General features: G+C 69.0%; 13 protein-coding genes. 10 read left to right on the top strand and 3 right to left on the bottom strand.

The window, feature by feature from the left end:
- Positions 1 to 170 precede the first annotated feature (170 nt).
- The 9 genes from K7G19_RS14975 to K7G19_RS14935 all read left to right on the top strand — a co-directional run bounded on the left by K7G19_RS14975 (position 171) and on the right by K7G19_RS14935 (position 13,271).
- On the top strand, positions 171 to 3,527 hold the full coding sequence (locus K7G19_RS14975; protein WP_226107928.1) for a carboxyl transferase domain-containing protein: 3,357 nt from the start codon (positions 171 to 173) through the stop codon (positions 3,525 to 3,527).
- Between the two features lie 58 nt (positions 3,528 to 3,585).
- The gene (locus tag K7G19_RS14970) at positions 3,586 to 5,367 is read left to right on the top strand and encodes an AMP-binding protein (RefSeq protein WP_226107926.1); all 1,782 of its coding nucleotides are present in this window, start codon (positions 3,586 to 3,588) and stop codon (positions 5,365 to 5,367) included.
- A gap of 118 nt (positions 5,368 to 5,485) precedes the next feature.
- Positions 5,486 to 6,499, top strand: a complete 1,014-nt coding sequence (locus tag K7G19_RS14965; RefSeq protein WP_226107924.1) for a tripartite tricarboxylate transporter substrate binding protein — start codon at positions 5,486 to 5,488, stop codon at positions 6,497 to 6,499.
- Positions 6,500 to 6,582: 83 nt separating this feature from the next.
- Positions 6,583 to 7,416 (top strand): IclR family transcriptional regulator, encoded by an 834-nt coding sequence (locus K7G19_RS14960; protein ID WP_226107922.1) that lies wholly within the window; start codon positions 6,583 to 6,585, stop codon positions 7,414 to 7,416.
- A 150-nt stretch (positions 7,417 to 7,566) separates the two neighbouring features.
- Positions 7,567 to 9,174, top strand: coding sequence for an ABC transporter substrate-binding protein (locus K7G19_RS14955; RefSeq protein WP_226107920.1), 1,608 nt, complete (start codon positions 7,567 to 7,569; stop codon positions 9,172 to 9,174).
- A gap of 90 nt (positions 9,175 to 9,264) precedes the next feature.
- Positions 9,265 to 10,176, top strand: coding sequence for an ABC transporter permease (locus tag K7G19_RS14950; protein ID WP_226107918.1), 912 nt, complete (start codon positions 9,265 to 9,267; stop codon positions 10,174 to 10,176).
- Positions 10,169 to 11,080 carry an ABC transporter permease gene (locus K7G19_RS14945; protein WP_223819588.1) on the top strand — a complete coding sequence of 304 codons (912 nt, stop codon included), beginning with the start codon at positions 10,169 to 10,171 and terminating at the stop codon, positions 11,078 to 11,080. The genes K7G19_RS14950 and K7G19_RS14945 overlap by 8 nt, the downstream gene beginning before the upstream one ends.
- Positions 11,077 to 12,102, top strand: a complete 1,026-nt coding sequence (locus tag K7G19_RS14940) for an ABC transporter ATP-binding protein (protein WP_226107916.1) — start codon at positions 11,077 to 11,079, stop codon at positions 12,100 to 12,102. The genes K7G19_RS14945 and K7G19_RS14940 overlap by 4 nt, the downstream gene beginning before the upstream one ends.
- Positions 12,103 to 12,239: 137 nt before the next feature.
- On the top strand, positions 12,240 to 13,271 hold the full coding sequence (locus K7G19_RS14935) for an ABC transporter ATP-binding protein (protein WP_226107914.1): 1,032 nt from the start codon (positions 12,240 to 12,242) through the stop codon (positions 13,269 to 13,271).
- Positions 13,272 to 13,572: 301 nt separating this feature from the next.
- Here K7G19_RS14935 and K7G19_RS14930 read toward each other — a convergent pair whose 3' ends face one another.
- The 3 genes from K7G19_RS14930 to gcvA all read right to left on the bottom strand — a co-directional run bounded on the left by K7G19_RS14930 (position 13,573) and on the right by gcvA (position 15,727).
- Complete coding sequence (locus K7G19_RS14930) at positions 13,573 to 13,857, bottom strand: hypothetical protein (protein ID WP_226107912.1); 285 nt, start codon at positions 13,855 to 13,857, stop codon at positions 13,573 to 13,575.
- Positions 13,858 to 14,026: 169 nt separating this feature from the next.
- Positions 14,027 to 14,740: an MgtC/SapB family protein gene (locus K7G19_RS14925; protein ID WP_226107910.1), complete on the bottom strand. Its 714-nt coding sequence runs from the start codon at positions 14,738 to 14,740 to the stop codon at positions 14,027 to 14,029.
- Positions 14,741 to 14,827: 87 nt separating this feature from the next.
- Entirely contained in the window at positions 14,828 to 15,727 is a 900-nt protein-coding gene (gcvA, locus tag K7G19_RS14920; RefSeq protein WP_150083229.1) for a transcriptional regulator GcvA, read from the bottom strand.
- A gap of 161 nt (positions 15,728 to 15,888) precedes the next feature.
- Between gcvA and K7G19_RS14915 the strand changes: the two genes are divergently transcribed.
- Positions 15,889 to 17,298: an amidase gene (locus tag K7G19_RS14915; protein ID WP_150083228.1), complete on the top strand. Its 1,410-nt coding sequence runs from the start codon at positions 15,889 to 15,891 to the stop codon at positions 17,296 to 17,298.
- The last annotated feature ends 1 nt before the right edge of the window (position 17,299 follow it).

The following is a 17,299-nucleotide window of genomic DNA, read 5'->3' as shown; positions in this document are numbered from 1 at the left end:
GCATAGCAGAATTTCGCGGTGGCCGATTATCGCCAACCTCTTTTCCGGGTCCCTCGTTTACGCCCTTGTCCCGCGCGTCGCTCGGCCTGTAGATTCTGCTTTGCAGAATCACATGCCACAAAAAACAATGCGCCCCGCCCGCGCGGCGGCGACATCGAGAGGGGACACTTGTGAAGAAGCTGTTGATCGCCAATCGCGGCGAGATCGCGCTGCGCGTGCAACGCGCGGCCCGCGATCTGGGCATCGCCACCGTCGCCGTCTACGCACGCGACGACGCCAATAGCCGCCACCGCCTGCTGGCCGACGAGGCGGTCGCGCTCGACGGCGAAGGCCCCGCCGCCTACCTCGACATCCCCGCCATCCTTGCCGCCGCACGCCGCACCGGCTGCGACGCGGTCCATCCCGGCTACGGCTTTCTCAGCGAACGCGCCGACTTTGCGCAGGCCTGCGCCGAGGCCGACCTGGTCTTCGTCGGCCCCACGGTCGACCAGCTTGCGCTGTTCGGCGACAAGGGCCGCGCGCTGGCGCTGGCGCGCGAATGCGGCGTGCCGGTGATGCCGGCCACCGAGGGCGGCGCCACGCTCGAAGCGGTCACCGCCTTCTTCGACGAACAGCACGGCGCCGGCATCGTGCTGAAGGCGGTCGGCGGCGGCGGCGGTCGCGGCATGCGCGTGGTGCGCGAGCGCGACGCGCTGGCCGAGGCCTATGCGCGCTGCCGTTCCGAGGCGCGCTCGGCCTTCGGCATCGACGCGGTCTATGCCGAGCGGCTGGTCGTGCGCGCGCGCCATATCGAAGTGCAGATCGCCGGCGATGGCACCGACGTGATCGCCCTCGGCGAGCGCGACTGCACGCTGCAGCGGCGCTTTCAGAAGCTGGTCGAGATCGCGCCGAGCCCGGCGCTGGACCCGGGGCTGCGCGAACGCATCGTCGAGGCGGCCCGTACGCTGGCACGCCGCAGCGGCTACCGCAGCCTCGGCACCTTCGAATTTCTGGTGGAGGAAGCCGAGCCCGACGGCGCGGACGCTCGCGATGTCGCACGCCAGCCCTTCGTCTTCATCGAGGCCAACCCGCGCCTGCAGGTCGAGCACACCATCACCGAGCAGGTCACCGGCGTCGATCTGGTGGCGCTGCAACTGGGCCTCGCGCAAGGCCAATCCTTGCGCGACCTCGGCCTCGATCCGCAACGGCCGCCCGCGGCGCGCGGCTTTGCGATCCAGGCCCGCATCAACGCCGAATCGATCGATGCGCAGGGGCTCGGCCGCCCGGCGCAGGGCCGGCTGGAGCGCTTCGATCCGCCGACCGGCCCGGACGTTCGCGTCGACACGCACGGCTATACCGGCTACGCGCCGTCGCCGCAATACGACACGCTGCTGGCCAAGCTGATCGTGACCTCCGGCAGCGCACGCTTCGCCGACGCGGTGCGGCGGCTGCAGCGGGCGCTGGGCGAATTCACCATCCGCGGCATCGCCACCAATCTCGACCTGCTGCGCGCGCTGGCCGAGCGCGAGGACTTCGCCAGCCAGCGGATCCATACCCGGCATGTCGAGGCAGTGCTGCCCGAACTGCTGAGCCGCGCCGCGCAGCTCGAAGCGCAGAGCCGCGTGCTGCAGGCGGTGCAGGACGGCGCCGGGTGTGCCAGTGGCGCCATTCCCGCGGTCGCCGCCACGCCGGTCGGCGCCAGCAGCTTCGACGAGCAGCTCGGCGAGGGCCTGCACGCGGTGCGCGCGCCGATGGCCGGCCGCCTGGTCGAGGTCAGCGTCGCGGTGGACCAGCTGGTGCAGGCCGGCCAGACCGTCGCGGTGCTCGACGCGATGAAGATGGAACACGCGATCGTCGCCGAGCAGCCGGGCCGCGTGATCGACCTGCGTGCCGAGGCCGGCGAGCAGGCGGCCGAAGGCCAGGTGCTGCTGGTGCTCGAACCGGCCGAGGCTGGCGCGCACACCGGCGGTGACGCCGAGCAGGCCGACCCCAACGCGATCCGCGCGGATCTGCAGCGCGTGATCGATCGCCATGCCTTCCTGTACGACGAGGCGCGCCCCGACGCCGTAGCCCGGCGCCGCGCGCGCGGCCAGCGCACCGCGCGCGAGAACGTCGCCGACCTGTGCGATGCCGGCACCTTCGTCGAATACGGGGCGCTCGCGGTGGCCGCGCAGGCGAGCCGCCGCAGCGAGGCGGACCTGATCGCCAATACGCCGGCCGACGGCCTGATCACCGGCATCGGCGGCATCAACGGCGCGCTGTTTCCGGCCGAGCGCTCGCGCTGCGCGGTGCTTGCCTACGACGCCACCGTGCTGGCCGGCACGCAGGGCAAACGCAATCACACCAAGACCGACCGCATCCTGCAGGTCGCATTGCAGAACCGGCTGCCGACCGTGATCTTTGCCGAGGGCGGCGGCGGCCGGCCCGGCGACGTCGACTTCCCGACCGTGGCCGGCCTGTTCCAGCCGTCGTTCGCCGCCTTCGCCGCGCTCAGCGGCGAGGTGCCGGTGATCGGCATCGCCTCGGGCCGCTGCTTCGCCGGCAACGCGGCGCTGCTCGGCTGCTGCGACCTGATCGTCGCCACGCGCAACGCCAATATCGGCATGGCCGGACCCGCGATGATCGAGGGCGGCGGGCTCGGCGTATTCCGGCCCGAGGACATCGGCCCGGCCGCCGTGCAGCACCACAATGGCGTGGTCGATCTGCTGGTCGACGACGAGGCCGCCGCGGTGGCCGCGGCCAAGCACTATCTGTCGATGTTCCAGGGTGCCGTCGCCGAATGGCAGGCGCCCGATCCGCTGGCGCTGCGGCGCGTGGTGCCGGAGAACCGGCTGCGCGTCTACGACACGCGCGCGGCCATCGCCGGCATCGCCGACGTCGGCAGCGTGCTGGAGCTGCGCAGCGGCTTCGGCACCGGCATCCATACCGCGCTGGCCCGCATCGAAGGCCGTCCGGTCGGCATCCTCGCCAACAATCCTCGCCACCTGGGCGGCGCGATCGATGCCGATGCCGCCGACAAGGCCGCGCGCTTCATGCAGATCTGCAATGCGCACGGCCTGCCGATCGTCTCGCTGATCGACACGCCGGGCTTCATGGTCGGCCCCGAGGTCGAGGCGCGCGCGCAGGTGCGCCACGTCTCGCGGATGTTCGTGATCGGCGCCAAGCTGCGCGTGCCCTTCCTCGCGGTGGTGCTGCGCAAGGGCTATGGCCTGGGCGCGATGGCAATGGCCGCGGGGGGCTTTCGCGCGCCGACCTTCACGCTCTCGTGGCCGACCGGCGAGTTCGGCGGCATGGGCCTCGAGGGCGCGGTGCGGCTGGGCTTTCGCAAGGAGCTCGAGGCGCTGCCCGAAGGACCGGAACGCGACGCGCTGTACCAGAAGCTGGTCGCGCAGATGTACGAACGCGGCCATGCGATCAACGCCGCCGCGGCGCTCGAACTCGATGCGGTGATCGATCCGGCCGCGACGCGGCAGTGGCTGGTGACCGGGCTCGATGCGGGCGCATCGCACCCCAACCGGCCGCTGCGGCAGTACGTCGACGCCTGGTAAGAAGACGTCCCCGCAGCTCTTCCATCGACCCGAACAAGAACGCAACAGGAGACAGCAGATGGACCGCGAGCAGTCGAACCCACCAGCATTGCCCGACGCTTCCGTCGAAGAGGCGCAGTTCTTCGAAGACCTGGAAGCGCGCCACCGCAGGATCTGGCCCGCCGGCCTGCCCACCGCGCCGGTCTATCCGCACGGCGAGGTCGCGCTCGGTGACTACCTGCGCGCGTGGGCGCGCCGGCGCCCCGCGCATCCGGCGCTGATCTACTACGGCACCGAGGTCGGCTACGCCGAGCTCGACGACCTCAGCGAGCGCTGCGCGGCGCTGCTGGCCTCGCACGGCATCGGTGCCGGCGACCGTGTCGCGGTGATGATCGGCAACTGCCCGCAATTCCATGTGGTGTTCTACGGCATCCTGAAACTCGGCGCCGTCTACGTGCCGGTCAACCCGCTGTTCAAGGAAGAAGAGCTGCGCTACGAGCTGAACGACTCGGGCGCCACCGCGATCGTCGTGCTGGACCAACTGGCGGGCATGCTGATGGCGGTGAAAAGCCAGACCCGCATCCGCACCGTCTTCACCACCAGCCAGGGCGAGATGCTGCCGGCGCAGCCCACGGTGCCGCTGCCGCCGGGGCTCGACGCGCCGCCACGGCGCATCGACGGCGCGACCGACCTGATGCCGGCAATCCGCGCCACCGCCCCGATCGCGCTGCCGCGTGTCGATCTCGACGCGCTGGCCGCGCTGAACTACACCGGCGGCACCACCGGCATGCCCAAGGGCTGCATGCACACGCAGCGCGACATGGTCTACACGGCCGCCGCCTCGTACGCGCTGACCGGCGGGGTGGACGCCGCGCGCATGGCCGAGGGCTCCGACGACGTGATGCTGAACTTCCTGCCGATGTTCTGGATCGCCGGCGAGAACCTGGGGCTGATCTATCCGATCTTCAGCGGGGCCACCGTGGTCGTGCTCGCGCGCTGGGACCCGGTCGCCGTGATGGCGGCGATCGACCGCTACCGCGTCAACCGCACCTTCGTCGTGGTCGACAACGCCGTCGAGCTGATGAACCACCCCGAGCTGCCGCGCTACGACCTTCGCTCGCTGCGGCATACGCGCGCGGCCTCGTTCATCCGCAAGATCACGCCAGACATCCGCCGGCGCTGGTTCGAGCTGACCGGCAGCGTGCTGGCCGAGGGCGCCTGGGGCATGACCGAGACGCACACCAGCGACACCTTCACCACGGGCATGCAGGACGACGACATGGACCTGCGCGGGCGTCCCGTGTTCGTCGGCCTGCCGGTGCCCGGCACGCGCATCAAGATCTGCGATTTCGAGACCGGCGCGCTGCTGCCGATCGGCGCGGAAGGCGAGATCGTCGTCAGCACGCCGTCGCTGCTCAAGGGCTACTGGGGACGGCCGGATGTCGACGCCGAGGTGTTTCGCGACGGCTGGTTCCGCACCGGCGATATCGGCGCCTACGACGAGCACGGCTATCTGCACTTCCTCGGCCGCCGCAAGGAGATGCTGAAGGTGCGCGGCATGAGCGTGTTCCCGTCGGAACTGGAGGTGCTGCTGTCGCGCCATCCCGCGGTGCTGGGCTCGGCCGTGGTGAGCCGGCCCGACCCCGACAAGGGACAGATGCCGGTGGCCTTCATCCGGCTGCGGCCGGAACACGCCGCGACGGTGGACGCCGACACGCTGCACGCCTGGTGCCGCGAGCAGATGGCGGTCTACAAGGTGCCGGAGATCCGCATCGTCGACGAGCTGCCGCTGACCGCGACCGGCAAGGTGCGCAAGGTCGAGCTGCAGGCGCAACTGGAGGCGGAGCAGGGACAGCAATAAGGCGGCACCGGGCCCGCACCAAGCGCAGGAAGACCACGGGCGCGACGCCGCGCAGGCCTTGCGCGCATAGCGATCGAAAGGGCGCCGCACGAGCGCCCCACGACAACAGGAGACAAACATGAACCCGTCCCGCCGCAAGCTGCTGCAGACGTCGGCCGCGCTCGCCGGCAGCCTGGCCTTGCCCCGCCTGGCCGGTGCGCAGGCGCTCACTACGACTGCTGCTGCCACCGCCGCCAGCGCCACCATCGACGGCCCGATCCGCATCGTGCTGCCCTACCCGCCCGGCGGCTCGACCGATGCGATCACGCGCTTCATCGCCGACCGGCTTGGCGCGGCGCTGAAGCAGACCGTGATCGTCGAGAACCGCCCCGGCGCGGCAGGCATGATCGGCGCCGCGCAGGTGGCCAAGTCGCCCGCCGACGGCCGCACGCTGCTGTTTACCAATACCGCGCTGATCCAGAGCCCGCTGATCCAGCCCAAGCCGCTCTACGACCCGATGACGGACTTCGATCCGCTGTCGCTGGTCGCCGACGCCGCGCAGGTGTTCGTGGCCAATGCCGATCTGCCCGTCAAGTCGCTGCGCGACTACGCGGCCTGGGCCAAGGCGCATCCGGGCTCGGCCTACGGCAGCCTGGGCGTCGGCTCGACCGGGCATCTGTACGGCGAGCTGTTCAAGCGGCGCGCGCAGGTCGAGATCGTGCACGCCGCCTACAAGGGCGATGCGCCGGCGATCGCCGATCTGCTGGCCAAGCAACTGCCGGCCGGCTTCGTCTCCACGGTGGTGGCGCGCACCTATGGCGAGGCGGGCCGCATCAAGGTGCTGGCGACGCTCGGCACCACTCGCGTGCCATCGATGCCCGATGTGCCGACCTTCGCGGAATCGGGGTACCAGGGCTTCGAGGCGATCGGCTGGATCGGCATGCTGGCGCCGCATGGCTGCGCGCGGCCCGTGATCGACCGGCTGTCGGCGGAAATCGCGCGCATCGTGCGTTCGCCCGACGGCTCGCGGATGCTGACCGAGGCCGGCATGCTGCCGCGCGGCACCAGCGCCGACGAGTTCGCGGCGCTGCTCAAGCGCGACCAGAAGGTGTGGCAGGCGCTGGTGCAGCAGACCGGCATCCGCGTCGGATGAGCGCGGCACCGGCAGCGCCGAACGCAGCGACGCCAGGAGCCGGCGGGCGACCCGGCGAGCAGTCCAACAGGAGTCCATTGCCCATGCGCGAGACCTCGACCTCGACGTCGTCCTCCTCCTCGACCTCGTCCCCGATCACCAGCCGGGCCGAATCGAAGGAAGACCGGCATTTCGTCACGGCGCTCGCGCGCGGGCTCGAAGTGCTGGCGTGCTTCCGCTCCAGCGACCGTGCCCTCGGCAATCAGGAGATCGCGCAGCGCTGCCGCCTGCCGAAATCGACGGTGTCGCGCCTGACCGCGACGCTGATCCGACTCGGCTATCTGACCCATTACGAAGGCACCCACAAGTACGCGCTCGGCACCGCCTGCCTGGGGCTGGGCAGCGCGATGCTGTCGCGGCTCGACATCCGCAAGGTGGCGCGGCCGTTGATGCAGGAACTGGCCGACTTCTCCGGCGGCACCGTGTCGCTGGGCGCGCGCGACCGGTTGTCGATGATCTATGTCGAGCACTGCCGCAGCTCGGCGGCGATCTCGCTGACGCTCGATATCGGCTCGCGCATTCCGGTCTCGACCTCGGCGATCGGACGAGCGTGGCTCGCGGTGGCACCCGATGCAGAACGTGAGGCGCTGCTCGAACAGATACGCGAGCTCGACGACGTGGCATGGCCGCGCATCCGCCAGGGCATCGAACAGGGGCTGCAGGACCACGGCACGCTGGGCGTGGCCTGCTCGTTCGGCGACTGGCAGAAGGACGTCAACGGCATCGGCCGCGGCTTCGACCCGGGCAACGGCATGGCGAGGATGGCGCTGAACGTCGGCGGCCCGTCGTACAGCCTGTCGCCCGAATTCCTGCTCAACGAAGTGCGGCCGCGCCTGCTGGAAGTGGTGCGGCAGCTGGAGTCGACCTTCCCGAAATAGCACCGACATGGCATCGCCGTAGCACCGCAATCGCACCGCAATCGCATCGGCATGGCACCGGCAAGGCAGCGGAATCGCAACCGGCTATCGCACGGTCCCGTTCTTCAACAAGAAACGCGCCGTCCCGCTCGGCGCAACAGGAGGCGCAATATGCAACAGCACCCGGCATCGGCTCGCTCGAAGCTGACGATCACGATCGGCGCCCTGGCGCTCGGCGCGTTGACGGCCCTGGGGGGCACCGCCCAGGCGGCCCCGGCGACCGGCAGCCTGACGGTGGCCTTCGGCGCGGAGTCGACCACGCTCGATCCCGTGCGCATTTCCGCGGGCGTGGATCATTATTTCGTCGGCCAGATCTTCGAGATGCTGGTGCGCCGCAACGCCTCGCTGCAGGACGAGAACTGGCTGGCCGAAAGCTGGAAGCTCGAGACCGGCAAGGACGGCAAGCCGGTGCTCGACGTGCGGCTGCGCAAGGGCGTCAAGTTCCACAACGGCGATCCGCTGACGGCCGAGGACATGGAGTTTTCCTGGCAACGGCAGCGCGATCCGAAGGGCAGCTTCTTCTCGCACTACGTGTCGTCGGTCGAGCGCTTCGAGATCGTCGACGCGCATCGCTTCAAGCTGCATTTCAAGGAGCCCGACGCGCAGTTCCTGGTCGGCAATCTGCAGCTGTGGGCGATGCCGAAGAAGTACATCCAGAAGGTCGGTGAAGAGGAGTTCGCCAGGAAGCCGGTCGGCACCGGCCCGTGGAAGTTCGTCTCGCGCACCGTCAAGGACGAATTGAAGCTCGAGGCCTTCGACGACTACTGGAACAAGAACAAGCGCCCCGGCGTGAAGACGCTGACGATCAAGGTCATTCCCGAGGACCTGACCCGCGTGGCGGCGTTCAAGACCGGCAAGGTCGACTGGATCGACAACGTACCGCCGTCGATGATCGAGGAGTTCAGGAAGATGCCGGGCGTCAAGACGGCAACGCTGGTCAGCGGCAACAACCTGTTCCTGAACTTCAACACGCAGATGCCGAAGTCGCCGTTCAACGACGTGCGCGTGCGGCAGGCCGCGGCGCATGCGATCGACGTCGACGCGATCATCAAGCGCGTGCTGTTCGGTCAGGGCGAGCGCTATGCGCAGGTCGGCAAGGGCTCGAACGGCTACGATCCGGCGCTCAAGCCGTATGCCTACGATCCGAAGCGCGCGCGCGAACTGCTGAAGCAGGCCGGCTATCCGAACGGCTTCGACACGCCGTGCTACAACCTGACCACGCCGCGCGAACCGGGCGTCAAGGAGGTCGGCGAGGCGATGTACGCGTATCTGAGCTCGGTGGGCATCCGCTGCCAGGTCCGCAATCTCGAGTATGGCGCGTGGATCAGCCTGGGCAAGCGCGGCCGCAGCGGTCCGCCGGAGATGGATGGCGTGCTGAGCTGGATGTGGTCGCAGGGCCTGCCCGGCGATCCGGGGCTGGCCTGGTCCGGCCATCTGCACAGCTATCAGCCCGGCGGCTGGGGCACGTACTCGTACACCAACGATGCCGAGGTCGATGCGCTGATCGAGAAGCAGCGCCAGACCATGGATCCCGCGGCACGTACCGAGCTGCTCAAGCAGATCGCGCGGCTCAAGCACGAGCGCGTGCTCGGCGGCCTGCCGACCTATCGGCCGCTGGTGACCTTCGCCTGGCGCGAGGACAAGGTGCATTACGTGCCGTGGCCGATCCGGGATTACTGGCGAGCGTTCCAGGAGGTGAGCCTGAAGCAGGCGCAGTGATGCGTCGACGCGAGCCGTCATTCGGGCCGATGCGCGAATGACGGCAATTCGGTTCGTCGGTCCCCACCCCGGTCTCTTACGGAGGCTCGCATGTCCATCGCAAAACGGCTGCTGCACGGCCTGGTCAGCATCCTGGGCGCCAGCGTCATCATCTTCCTGATCTCGCGGCTGTCGGGCGATCCGCTGGCGTTGCTGCTGCCCGCGGACGCGCCGCCCGACGTCATCGAGCAGACGCGCCAGCATCTCGGCCTCGATCAGCCGCTGGTCGCGCAATACCTGAAGTTCCTCGGCCATGCGCTGACCGGCGACTTCGGCAACTCCTACCGCTGGCAGGAGCCGGCGCTCGGCCTGATCCTCGACCGCCTGCCGGCGACCGTCGAACTCGCGCTGGCGGCCCTCGCCTTCTCGATTGCGATGGCGGTACCGTTCGGCGTGCTGTCCGCCGTTCATCGCGGCAGCTGGTTCGATCGCTTCGCCAAGGTCTTCGCGATGGTCGGGCAGGCCATGCCGAACTTCTGGGTGGGGCTGCTGCTGATCCTGTTCTTCGCGGTGCAGCTGAACTGGCTGCCTGCCTTCGGGCGCGAGTCCTGGTCGAGCCTGGTGCTGCCGGCGATCGCGCTGGGCTGGTACCCGGTCGCGGCACAAACCCGCATCGTGCGCTCGGCAATGCTCGATGTGCTCGACAGCGACTACATCCGCATGGGGCGCGCGATGGGCCTGCCAGAACGCGTGCTGGTGTGGAAGTACGCGCTGCGCAATGCGGCCATTCCGCTGGTCACCATCCTCGGCGTCTACTTCGCCGCGATGCTCGGCGGCGCCTTCGTGGTCGAGGTCATCTTCGCCTGGCCCGGCGTCGGCCGCACCGTGGTCGAGGCCGTGTTCGCCCGCGATTTTCCGGTGGTGCAGGCCGGCGTGATGCTGACTTCCGTGCTGTTCGTGCTGTCCAACCTGCTGGTCGACCTGAGCTACAGCCTGATCGACCCGAGGATTCGCCATGGCTGATCTGACTGCTGCGAAAACGGCTTCGGCGGCCGACAGCGCCATCGCCGGCGCGCCCCTGCGCCGGCGCGGCGCGATCGCCTGGGGCACGCTGCCCTGGTTCGCGCTGCTGGTCTTCCCCGTACTGGTCGTCTGCGCACTCGGCGGCGAACTGCTGCTGCCGCACGATCCCAATGCGCTGGACCTGGGCATCGCCTTCCTGCCGCCCGCCTGGCTCGATGGGGGCAACTGGGCCTATCCGCTGGGCACCGACAACATGGGCCGCGACCTGCTGACGCGCATCATGGCGGGCACCCGGATCTCGCTGGTGGTGGCGCTGTACGCGATCCTGATCTCGGGCGGCATCGGCACGGCGGCCGGCATGCTGGCCGGATACTTCGGCGGCCGGCTCGATGCGCTGATCATGCGGCTGGTCGATATCCAGATGTCGATTCCCTCGCTGGCGCTCGCGCTGGTGCTGGCCGCGGTGCTCGGCCCGGGCTTCGAGACCGTGGTGCTGGTGATCGTGATCACCTACTGGACCTGGTATGCGCGCATCGTGCGCGGCGAGGTGATGTCGCTGAAGCAGCGCGATTACGTCGCGCTGGCGCGGGTGGCCGGCTGCGGCACGCCGACCATCTTCCGCCGCCACCTGCTGCCGAACCTGCTGAACACGCTGCTGGTGCTCGCCACGCTGCAGGTCGGGCAGGTGATCATCTTCGAGGCCTCGCTGAGCTTTCTCGGCCTCGGCATCCAGCAGCCCGACGTGTCGTGGGGCCTGATGCTGGCCGACGCGCGCAACTACATCACCAACGCCTGGTGGGCGATCACGATGCCGGGGCTCGCCATCATGGCGACCTGCCTTGCCTCGAACCTGCTGGGCGACTGGCTGCGCGACCGCTTCGATCCCAAGAGGAGGCAGCTATGAGCCATGCCGACATCGCCACCGCGCGTGCTTCGACGGACGCCGTAAGGGGCGCGCCGATGCTTGACGTGCGCAATCTGACCACGCACCTGACGCTGCGCCGCGGGGTGGTACGCGCCGTCGACGGCGTCGACCTGCATGTGCACGAAGGCGAGACGCTTGGCGTGGTCGGCGAGTCGGGCTCCGGCAAGTCGATGACGATCCTGTCGATCCTGCGGCTGCTGCCGCGGCAGACCGGCGCACGCATCGGCGGCAGCATCGTGCTGGACGGCCAGGACCTGCTGCAGGTCTCCGAGAAGACCATGAGCGAGGTCTATCGCGGCCGCAAGATCGCGATGATCTCGCAGGACCCGCTGACCTCGCTCAATCCGGTCTTCACCATCGGCGACCAGGTCGGCGCGCCGCTGCGCCACCACGGCATCGCCCGCGGCGAGGCGGCGCGGCGGCGCGTGGTCGAGGTGCTCGACAGCGTGCGCATCCCGTCCCCCGACGCGCGGCTGAACGACTATCCGCACCAGTTCAGCGGCGGCATGCGGCAGCGTGTGGTGACCGGCATGGCGATCGCCAGTGCGCCGCGGCTGCTGGTGGCCGACGAGCCGACCTCGGCGCTCGACGTGACCATCCAGGTCCAGATGATGGCGCTGTTTCGCAAGATCCAGGCGCAGACCGGCGTCGGCATCATCCTGATCACGCACGACCTCGGCGTGGCCGCCAGCATCTGCCACCGTGTCGCGGTGATGTACGCGGGCCGCATCGTCGAGACCGCCGATGTGCGCACGCTGTACAAGCGGCCCGCGCATCCGTACACGCAGGCGCTGCTGAACTCGATTCCGCATTTCGGCCAGAAGAAGGAGCGGCTGTTCGCCATCCAGGGCAGCCCGCCGAGCCTGATCGATCCGCCGGCCGGCTGCCGCTTTGCCGCGCGCTGTCCGCATCGCAAGCCGCTGTGCGACGACGCGTATCCGCCCGAGGTCGAGCTCGAATCGGGCCATCGCGTCGCGTGCTGGCTGGCGAGCGGCACTTAAGGGTGACCGTCGAAGGTCGAACGCCGAACGTCCGAACGCAGAACGCCGAACGCAGAACGCAGAACGCAGAACGCCGAACGCCGAATGTCCGGACCGGACCTTGCTCCCGGAACATCGCAGCCAGCGCAGGAGTGCCCATGTTGCTCGAAGTGCAGGACCTGAAGAAACACTTCCCCGTGCGCGGCGGCGGCGCCGTGCGCGCCGTCGATGGGGTCAGCTTTGCCGTCGACGCCGGCCAGACCTTCGCGCTCGTCGGCGAGTCGGGCTGTGGCAAGACCACCATCGCGAAGCTGCTGCTCCTACTGGAAAAGCCCACCGGCGGCGCGATCCGCTTCGATGGCCGGGACGTGCTGACGCTAAACCGCAAGGCGGTGCAAGGCTATCGGCGGCAGGTGCAGGCGGTGTTCCAGGATCCGTCGTCGTCGCTCAATCCCCGCCTGAAGGTGCGGATGCTGCTGGCCGAGCCACTGCTGGCGCATGGCCTCGGCGGCGATCGCGCGGCGCTGCAGCGCCGGCTGCTCGAACTGCTGGAGATCGTCGGCCTGCCGCCCGGCGCGCTCGAACTCTATCCCCACGAGTTCAGCGGCGGCCAGCGCCAGCGCATCGCGGTGGCGCGCGCGCTGGCGCTGCAGCCCAGGCTGATCGTGCTCGATGAACCGACCTCCGCGCTGGACGTGTCGATCCGCGCCCAGATCGTCAACCTGCTGGCCGATATCCAGCGCAGCTTTGGCCTGGCCTATGTGGTGATCGCCCACGATCTCGCGCTGGTCGAGCACTTCAGCAGCGCGGTCGGCGTGATGTATCTCGGCGCGATGGCCGAGAGCGGCCCCAGCGAGGCGGTGTTCGGCGCGCCGCGCCATCCGTACACGCAGGCGCTGCTCGGTTCCGCGCCGCGTCCCGATCCGGATCATCAGCCGACCGAGGGTCTGATCGTCGGCGAGATCGGCTCGGCGCTGGCTCCGCCCTCCGGTTGCCGCTTCCATCCGCGCTGCCCGCATGCGATGCCGGTATGCACGCAGCAGGCGCCGGCGATGCGGGCGATGGGCGCGGTGGGTGCGGTGGGTGGCCGCGATGCGGGACTGGCCCATCTCGCCGCCTGTCATCTGCTCGACGGCGGCCGTGCAACGGTAAGCGCGGAGCTTGTGAACGGCGTCGCGACGATTCCGTGACTCCGTGACTCCGTGACTCCGTGACTCCGTGACTCCGTGATTCCGTGATTCCGTGATTCCGTGATTCCGTGATTCCGTGATTCCGTGATTCCGTGATTCCGTGGTGCCGTGGTGCCGTGGTGCCGTGGCCGGCGTAACGAGCCGGTCAAAAAAAAGCCAGCCGACAGGCTGGCCAAGAACCAAGGAGACACACAAACGCGCATAAACGTCGCGCGCAAAACGGAACAAGCACTACAAGGTACTGCGGAACTCGCTGCGGACTGGCGTCAAGGGCTGGTCCGCGTCGCCAACCGGATTGGCGTCAACCTACGAAGGCCTGGCGGCAGCGCAGCGCCATCACCTGCGCCTCGAAGGCGCGTGCCGCGAGTTCGGCAAGGTGGGCGGTGCGGCGGCGCCGCGGAGGCGTGTCGGACTGCGCGGCGTTGGTGGCCTTTGCGGCCTTCCTGCTGTTGGCGGTGTTCGCGGTGTTCGTGGTCTTGCTGCTTTCCGCGTCCTCGTTCAAGTGCCAGGCGGCGCGGGTGACGGACAGAATCCGGGCAAATGCCCGGGCATGCTCGACAGGCATGCCGACAAGGGCCGGGGCCATGATTGCTTACCTCTGAGTTGTTCGGTACGGCGTGACAAATCAATATCAACCGTAACTGAACGATACACAGGGGTCCGGCTGCTCCTTATCAAGCGTGCGCCGAAAGCAATGTGGGTCTAGTCCTACAAAAAACGTGGCCCGGAAATTTGGCGGAAAACCACCCTCGCAATCAGGTCGTACTTGGGCTCCAGAACGCCTGCCGCACCGCCGGCAGCGCCGCCAGCCGCTGCACCAGACGGTCCAGCGCATCGCCATCGAAGGAGCTCGCCACCAGCGTCGCCTCGATCTCGACCTCGTCGTGCCCGAACGGCTGGATGTCGAGATCGTGTACCGGGTAACCGCCGCGCTCCAGCGCCTCCTCCAGCTGCGCCATCACCGCCTTCTGCTGGCCGCGCTCGGCGATCACGTGGACCGTGCCGGTGACCTCGACCGATTCCACGTCGAGCGGCTTGCGATTGATCGCATCGACGATGGGCCGCAGCAGCGTGTTGGCCGCCAGCACGAACACCGTCGCCAGCATCGCCTCGAGAATCAGATCGGCGCCGGCCGCCGCACCGACGCCGGCCGAGCCCCACAGCGTCGCCGCGGTATTGAGCCCGCGCACATTGCCCTCCTCCCGCATGATCACGCCCGCGCCGAGAAAGCCGACGCCGGACACGACATAAGCCATCACATGCACCGCGCCATCGTGCCCGTGCAGCCGGTTGGCGACGTCGACAAACACCGCGGCGCCGACCGCGACCAGCACATTGGTCCGCAGCCCCGCGGTGCGCTGCCGGTACTGCCGCTCGAAGCCGATCGCGCCGCCGAAGACGAATGCGGCCGTCAGGCTGACCAGCGTATCCAGCAGCGAGGAGAGATTGACGTTGTGGAAGGCTTCCATGCGGGCTCCTGACGCGATGTGACCGCCAGCGCAGGGCGCCATCTTGCGATCGCCATGCGCACCGATATCGAGGAGAGGATGCGTCGGTTACGAAGAGCCGGCGCGGCCCGCCTCGCCCAGAATCCATTCGCGAAACGCGGCAATCTTCGCGCGTGCGTGGCTTTCCTCGGGGTAGACCAGGTAATACGCAAAGGCATCGAGCAGCGTGACGTCGGCGAGCCGGACCAGCGAGCCGTCGGCCAGTTCGCGCGACACCATCGCGGCCGGCAGCAGGCCGGCGCCCTGCCCGGCCATCACCGCCTTCCACAGCAGGCTCGAATCGTCGAACGACGGTCCGCGCGGGCGCTCGATCTCGTCGATGCCCTGCGCCTGGAACCACAGATGCCAGCCCTTGCGCTCGGTGTCGTGGACCTGCGGCCAACGCAGCAGATCGGCGGGCGTGGCCGGCATGCCGAGCTTGCGCACCAGCGCCGGCGCGGCCACCGGCACGATCTCCACGGCGAGGATCCGCTCGCTGTGCAGGCCGGGATATTGGCCCAGACCGTGCCGGACCGCGACGTGCACGCCGTCGCGGGTGAAGTCGGCCAGCGCGGTGGTGGTGATCACGTGCAGGTCGATGTCCGGATGCGCCTGCTGGAACGACTGCAGGCGCGGCACCAGCCACGCGGCCGCAAAAAAAGGCGTGACGCTGACGTTCAGCAGGCCGGTGTCGGCGGGCGCCGCGATGCGGCCCGTCGCCTCCTTGATCTGCCGGAAGGCGTTGCGCACCGGCGGCAGATAGGCCCGCCCCGCTTCGGTCAGGTAGATGCCGCGGTTCACGCGCTGGAACAGCTTGACGCCCAGGTGCGACTCCAATGCCTTGACCATCTGGCTGACCGCGCCGGCCGTCACGCACAGCTCCTCGGCGGCGTGCTTGACCGACAGATGCCGGGCCGCGGCCTCGAAGGCCCGCAAGGCATTGAGCGGCGGCAGCTTGTGGTTTGACATTAGATTTTCTAAGGCAAAAAGCGTACGAATTCTGGTTTGCGGGCGTGCAGCAGAAAAGTTAAGTTTGGGTCGTTATCTGGCCACGTCAGCGCAGCATCGGGTACGGTCTGGCGCAGGGCCGGTTCAATTTTACTTAACCTTCGATGGCGTCCGATAAAAACATGGCGACCGCCTGGCATCTGCTTTCCATCGCCGAACTTGCCCCACAAATCCGGCGGCGCGAGGTCTCGCCGACCACCGTGGTCCGCGTCCAGCTCGATCGGATCGCTGCGCTCGACGGCGCGCTGCACAGCTACGCACTGGTGATGGCCGACGCGGCGATGGCGCAGGCGGAAGCCGCCGAGGCCGAGATTGCCGCGGGCCGGTATCGCGGCCCGCTGCATGGCGTGCCGATCGGTATCAAGGACCTGTGCTGGACCGAGGGCGTGCCGACCGCCGCCGGCATGGCGATCCATCGCGACTTCCGCCCCGACCGGGATGCCACCGTGGTCCGCCGGCTCAGGGACGCGGGCGCGGTGCTGCTGGGGAAGCTGCAACTGACCGAAGGCGCGTATTCGGACCATCACCCCTCGGTGACCGCGCCGGTGAACCCCTGGCACGCCGACTACTGGCCCGGCATCTCGTCCAGCGGCGCCGGCGTGGCCACGGCGGCCGGCCTTTGCCATGGCGCCATCGCGTCGGACACCGGCGGCTCGATCCGCTGGCCATCTGCCGCCAATGGCGTGACGGGGCTGAAGCCGACCTGGGGCCGGGTCAGCCGGCATGGCGTGTTCGCACTGGCGCCGTCGCTGGATCATGTCGGCACCATGGCGCGCAGCGCGGCGGATGCCGGTCTGCTGCTGCAGGCCATCGCCGGCGTGGATCCGGAGGACCCGACCGCGCTGCACGACCCGGTGCCCGACTGCCTCGGCGGGATCGCGACGGACCTGCGCGGCGTCCGCATCGGCATCGATGCGGACTGGAACGGCGACGGGGTCGATGCCGAAGTCGGGGCCGTCGTCGGCGCGGCCGCCGAGGTATTGCAAGCGCTCGGCGCGTCCCTGGTCGATGTCCGCGTTCCCGACGCGGTGCGCGCCGGCAGCGGACTGACCGACGACTGGGCCGCCAACTGCGCGGTCGAGGCGGCCGTCGCGCATGCCGCCACCTACCCCGCGCGCCGGGATGAATACGGGGCGGTGCTGGCCTCGGTCATCGAAGCCGGACGCGCGCTGTCCGGCATCGACTATCAACGGATCCTGCTGCGCCGTGCGCAATTGCGCGGCCGCATGGTCGCGCTGCTGCGAACCGTCGACCTGCTGCTGACGCCGGTGCATCCGTATGCGCCGCTGTCGCTGGCCGCGGTACGCACGCTTGGCGAACAGCCGGCGCTGATCGCCGGGCTGCAACGGTACACTTGTCCCTTCAACCTGACCGGCCATCCGACCCTGACGCTGCCAGGCGGTTTGTCGCGGCAAGGGCTGCCGATCGGCTTTCAACTCGTCGCCCCGCATCTGGGCGAAGCGATGCTGGTGCGCGCGGGCGCCGCCTTCCAGGGCGCCACCGGCTGGCATCGCCAACATCCGGTGAACTGAC

The sequence above is a fragment of the Cupriavidus sp. DB3 genome (assembly GCF_020418465.1).
Lineage (GTDB): Bacteria > Pseudomonadota > Gammaproteobacteria > Burkholderiales > Burkholderiaceae > Cupriavidus > Cupriavidus cauae.
Note: the sequence above shows the minus strand (reverse complement) of the source record. Positions and strands in the feature narration are given on the sequence as shown.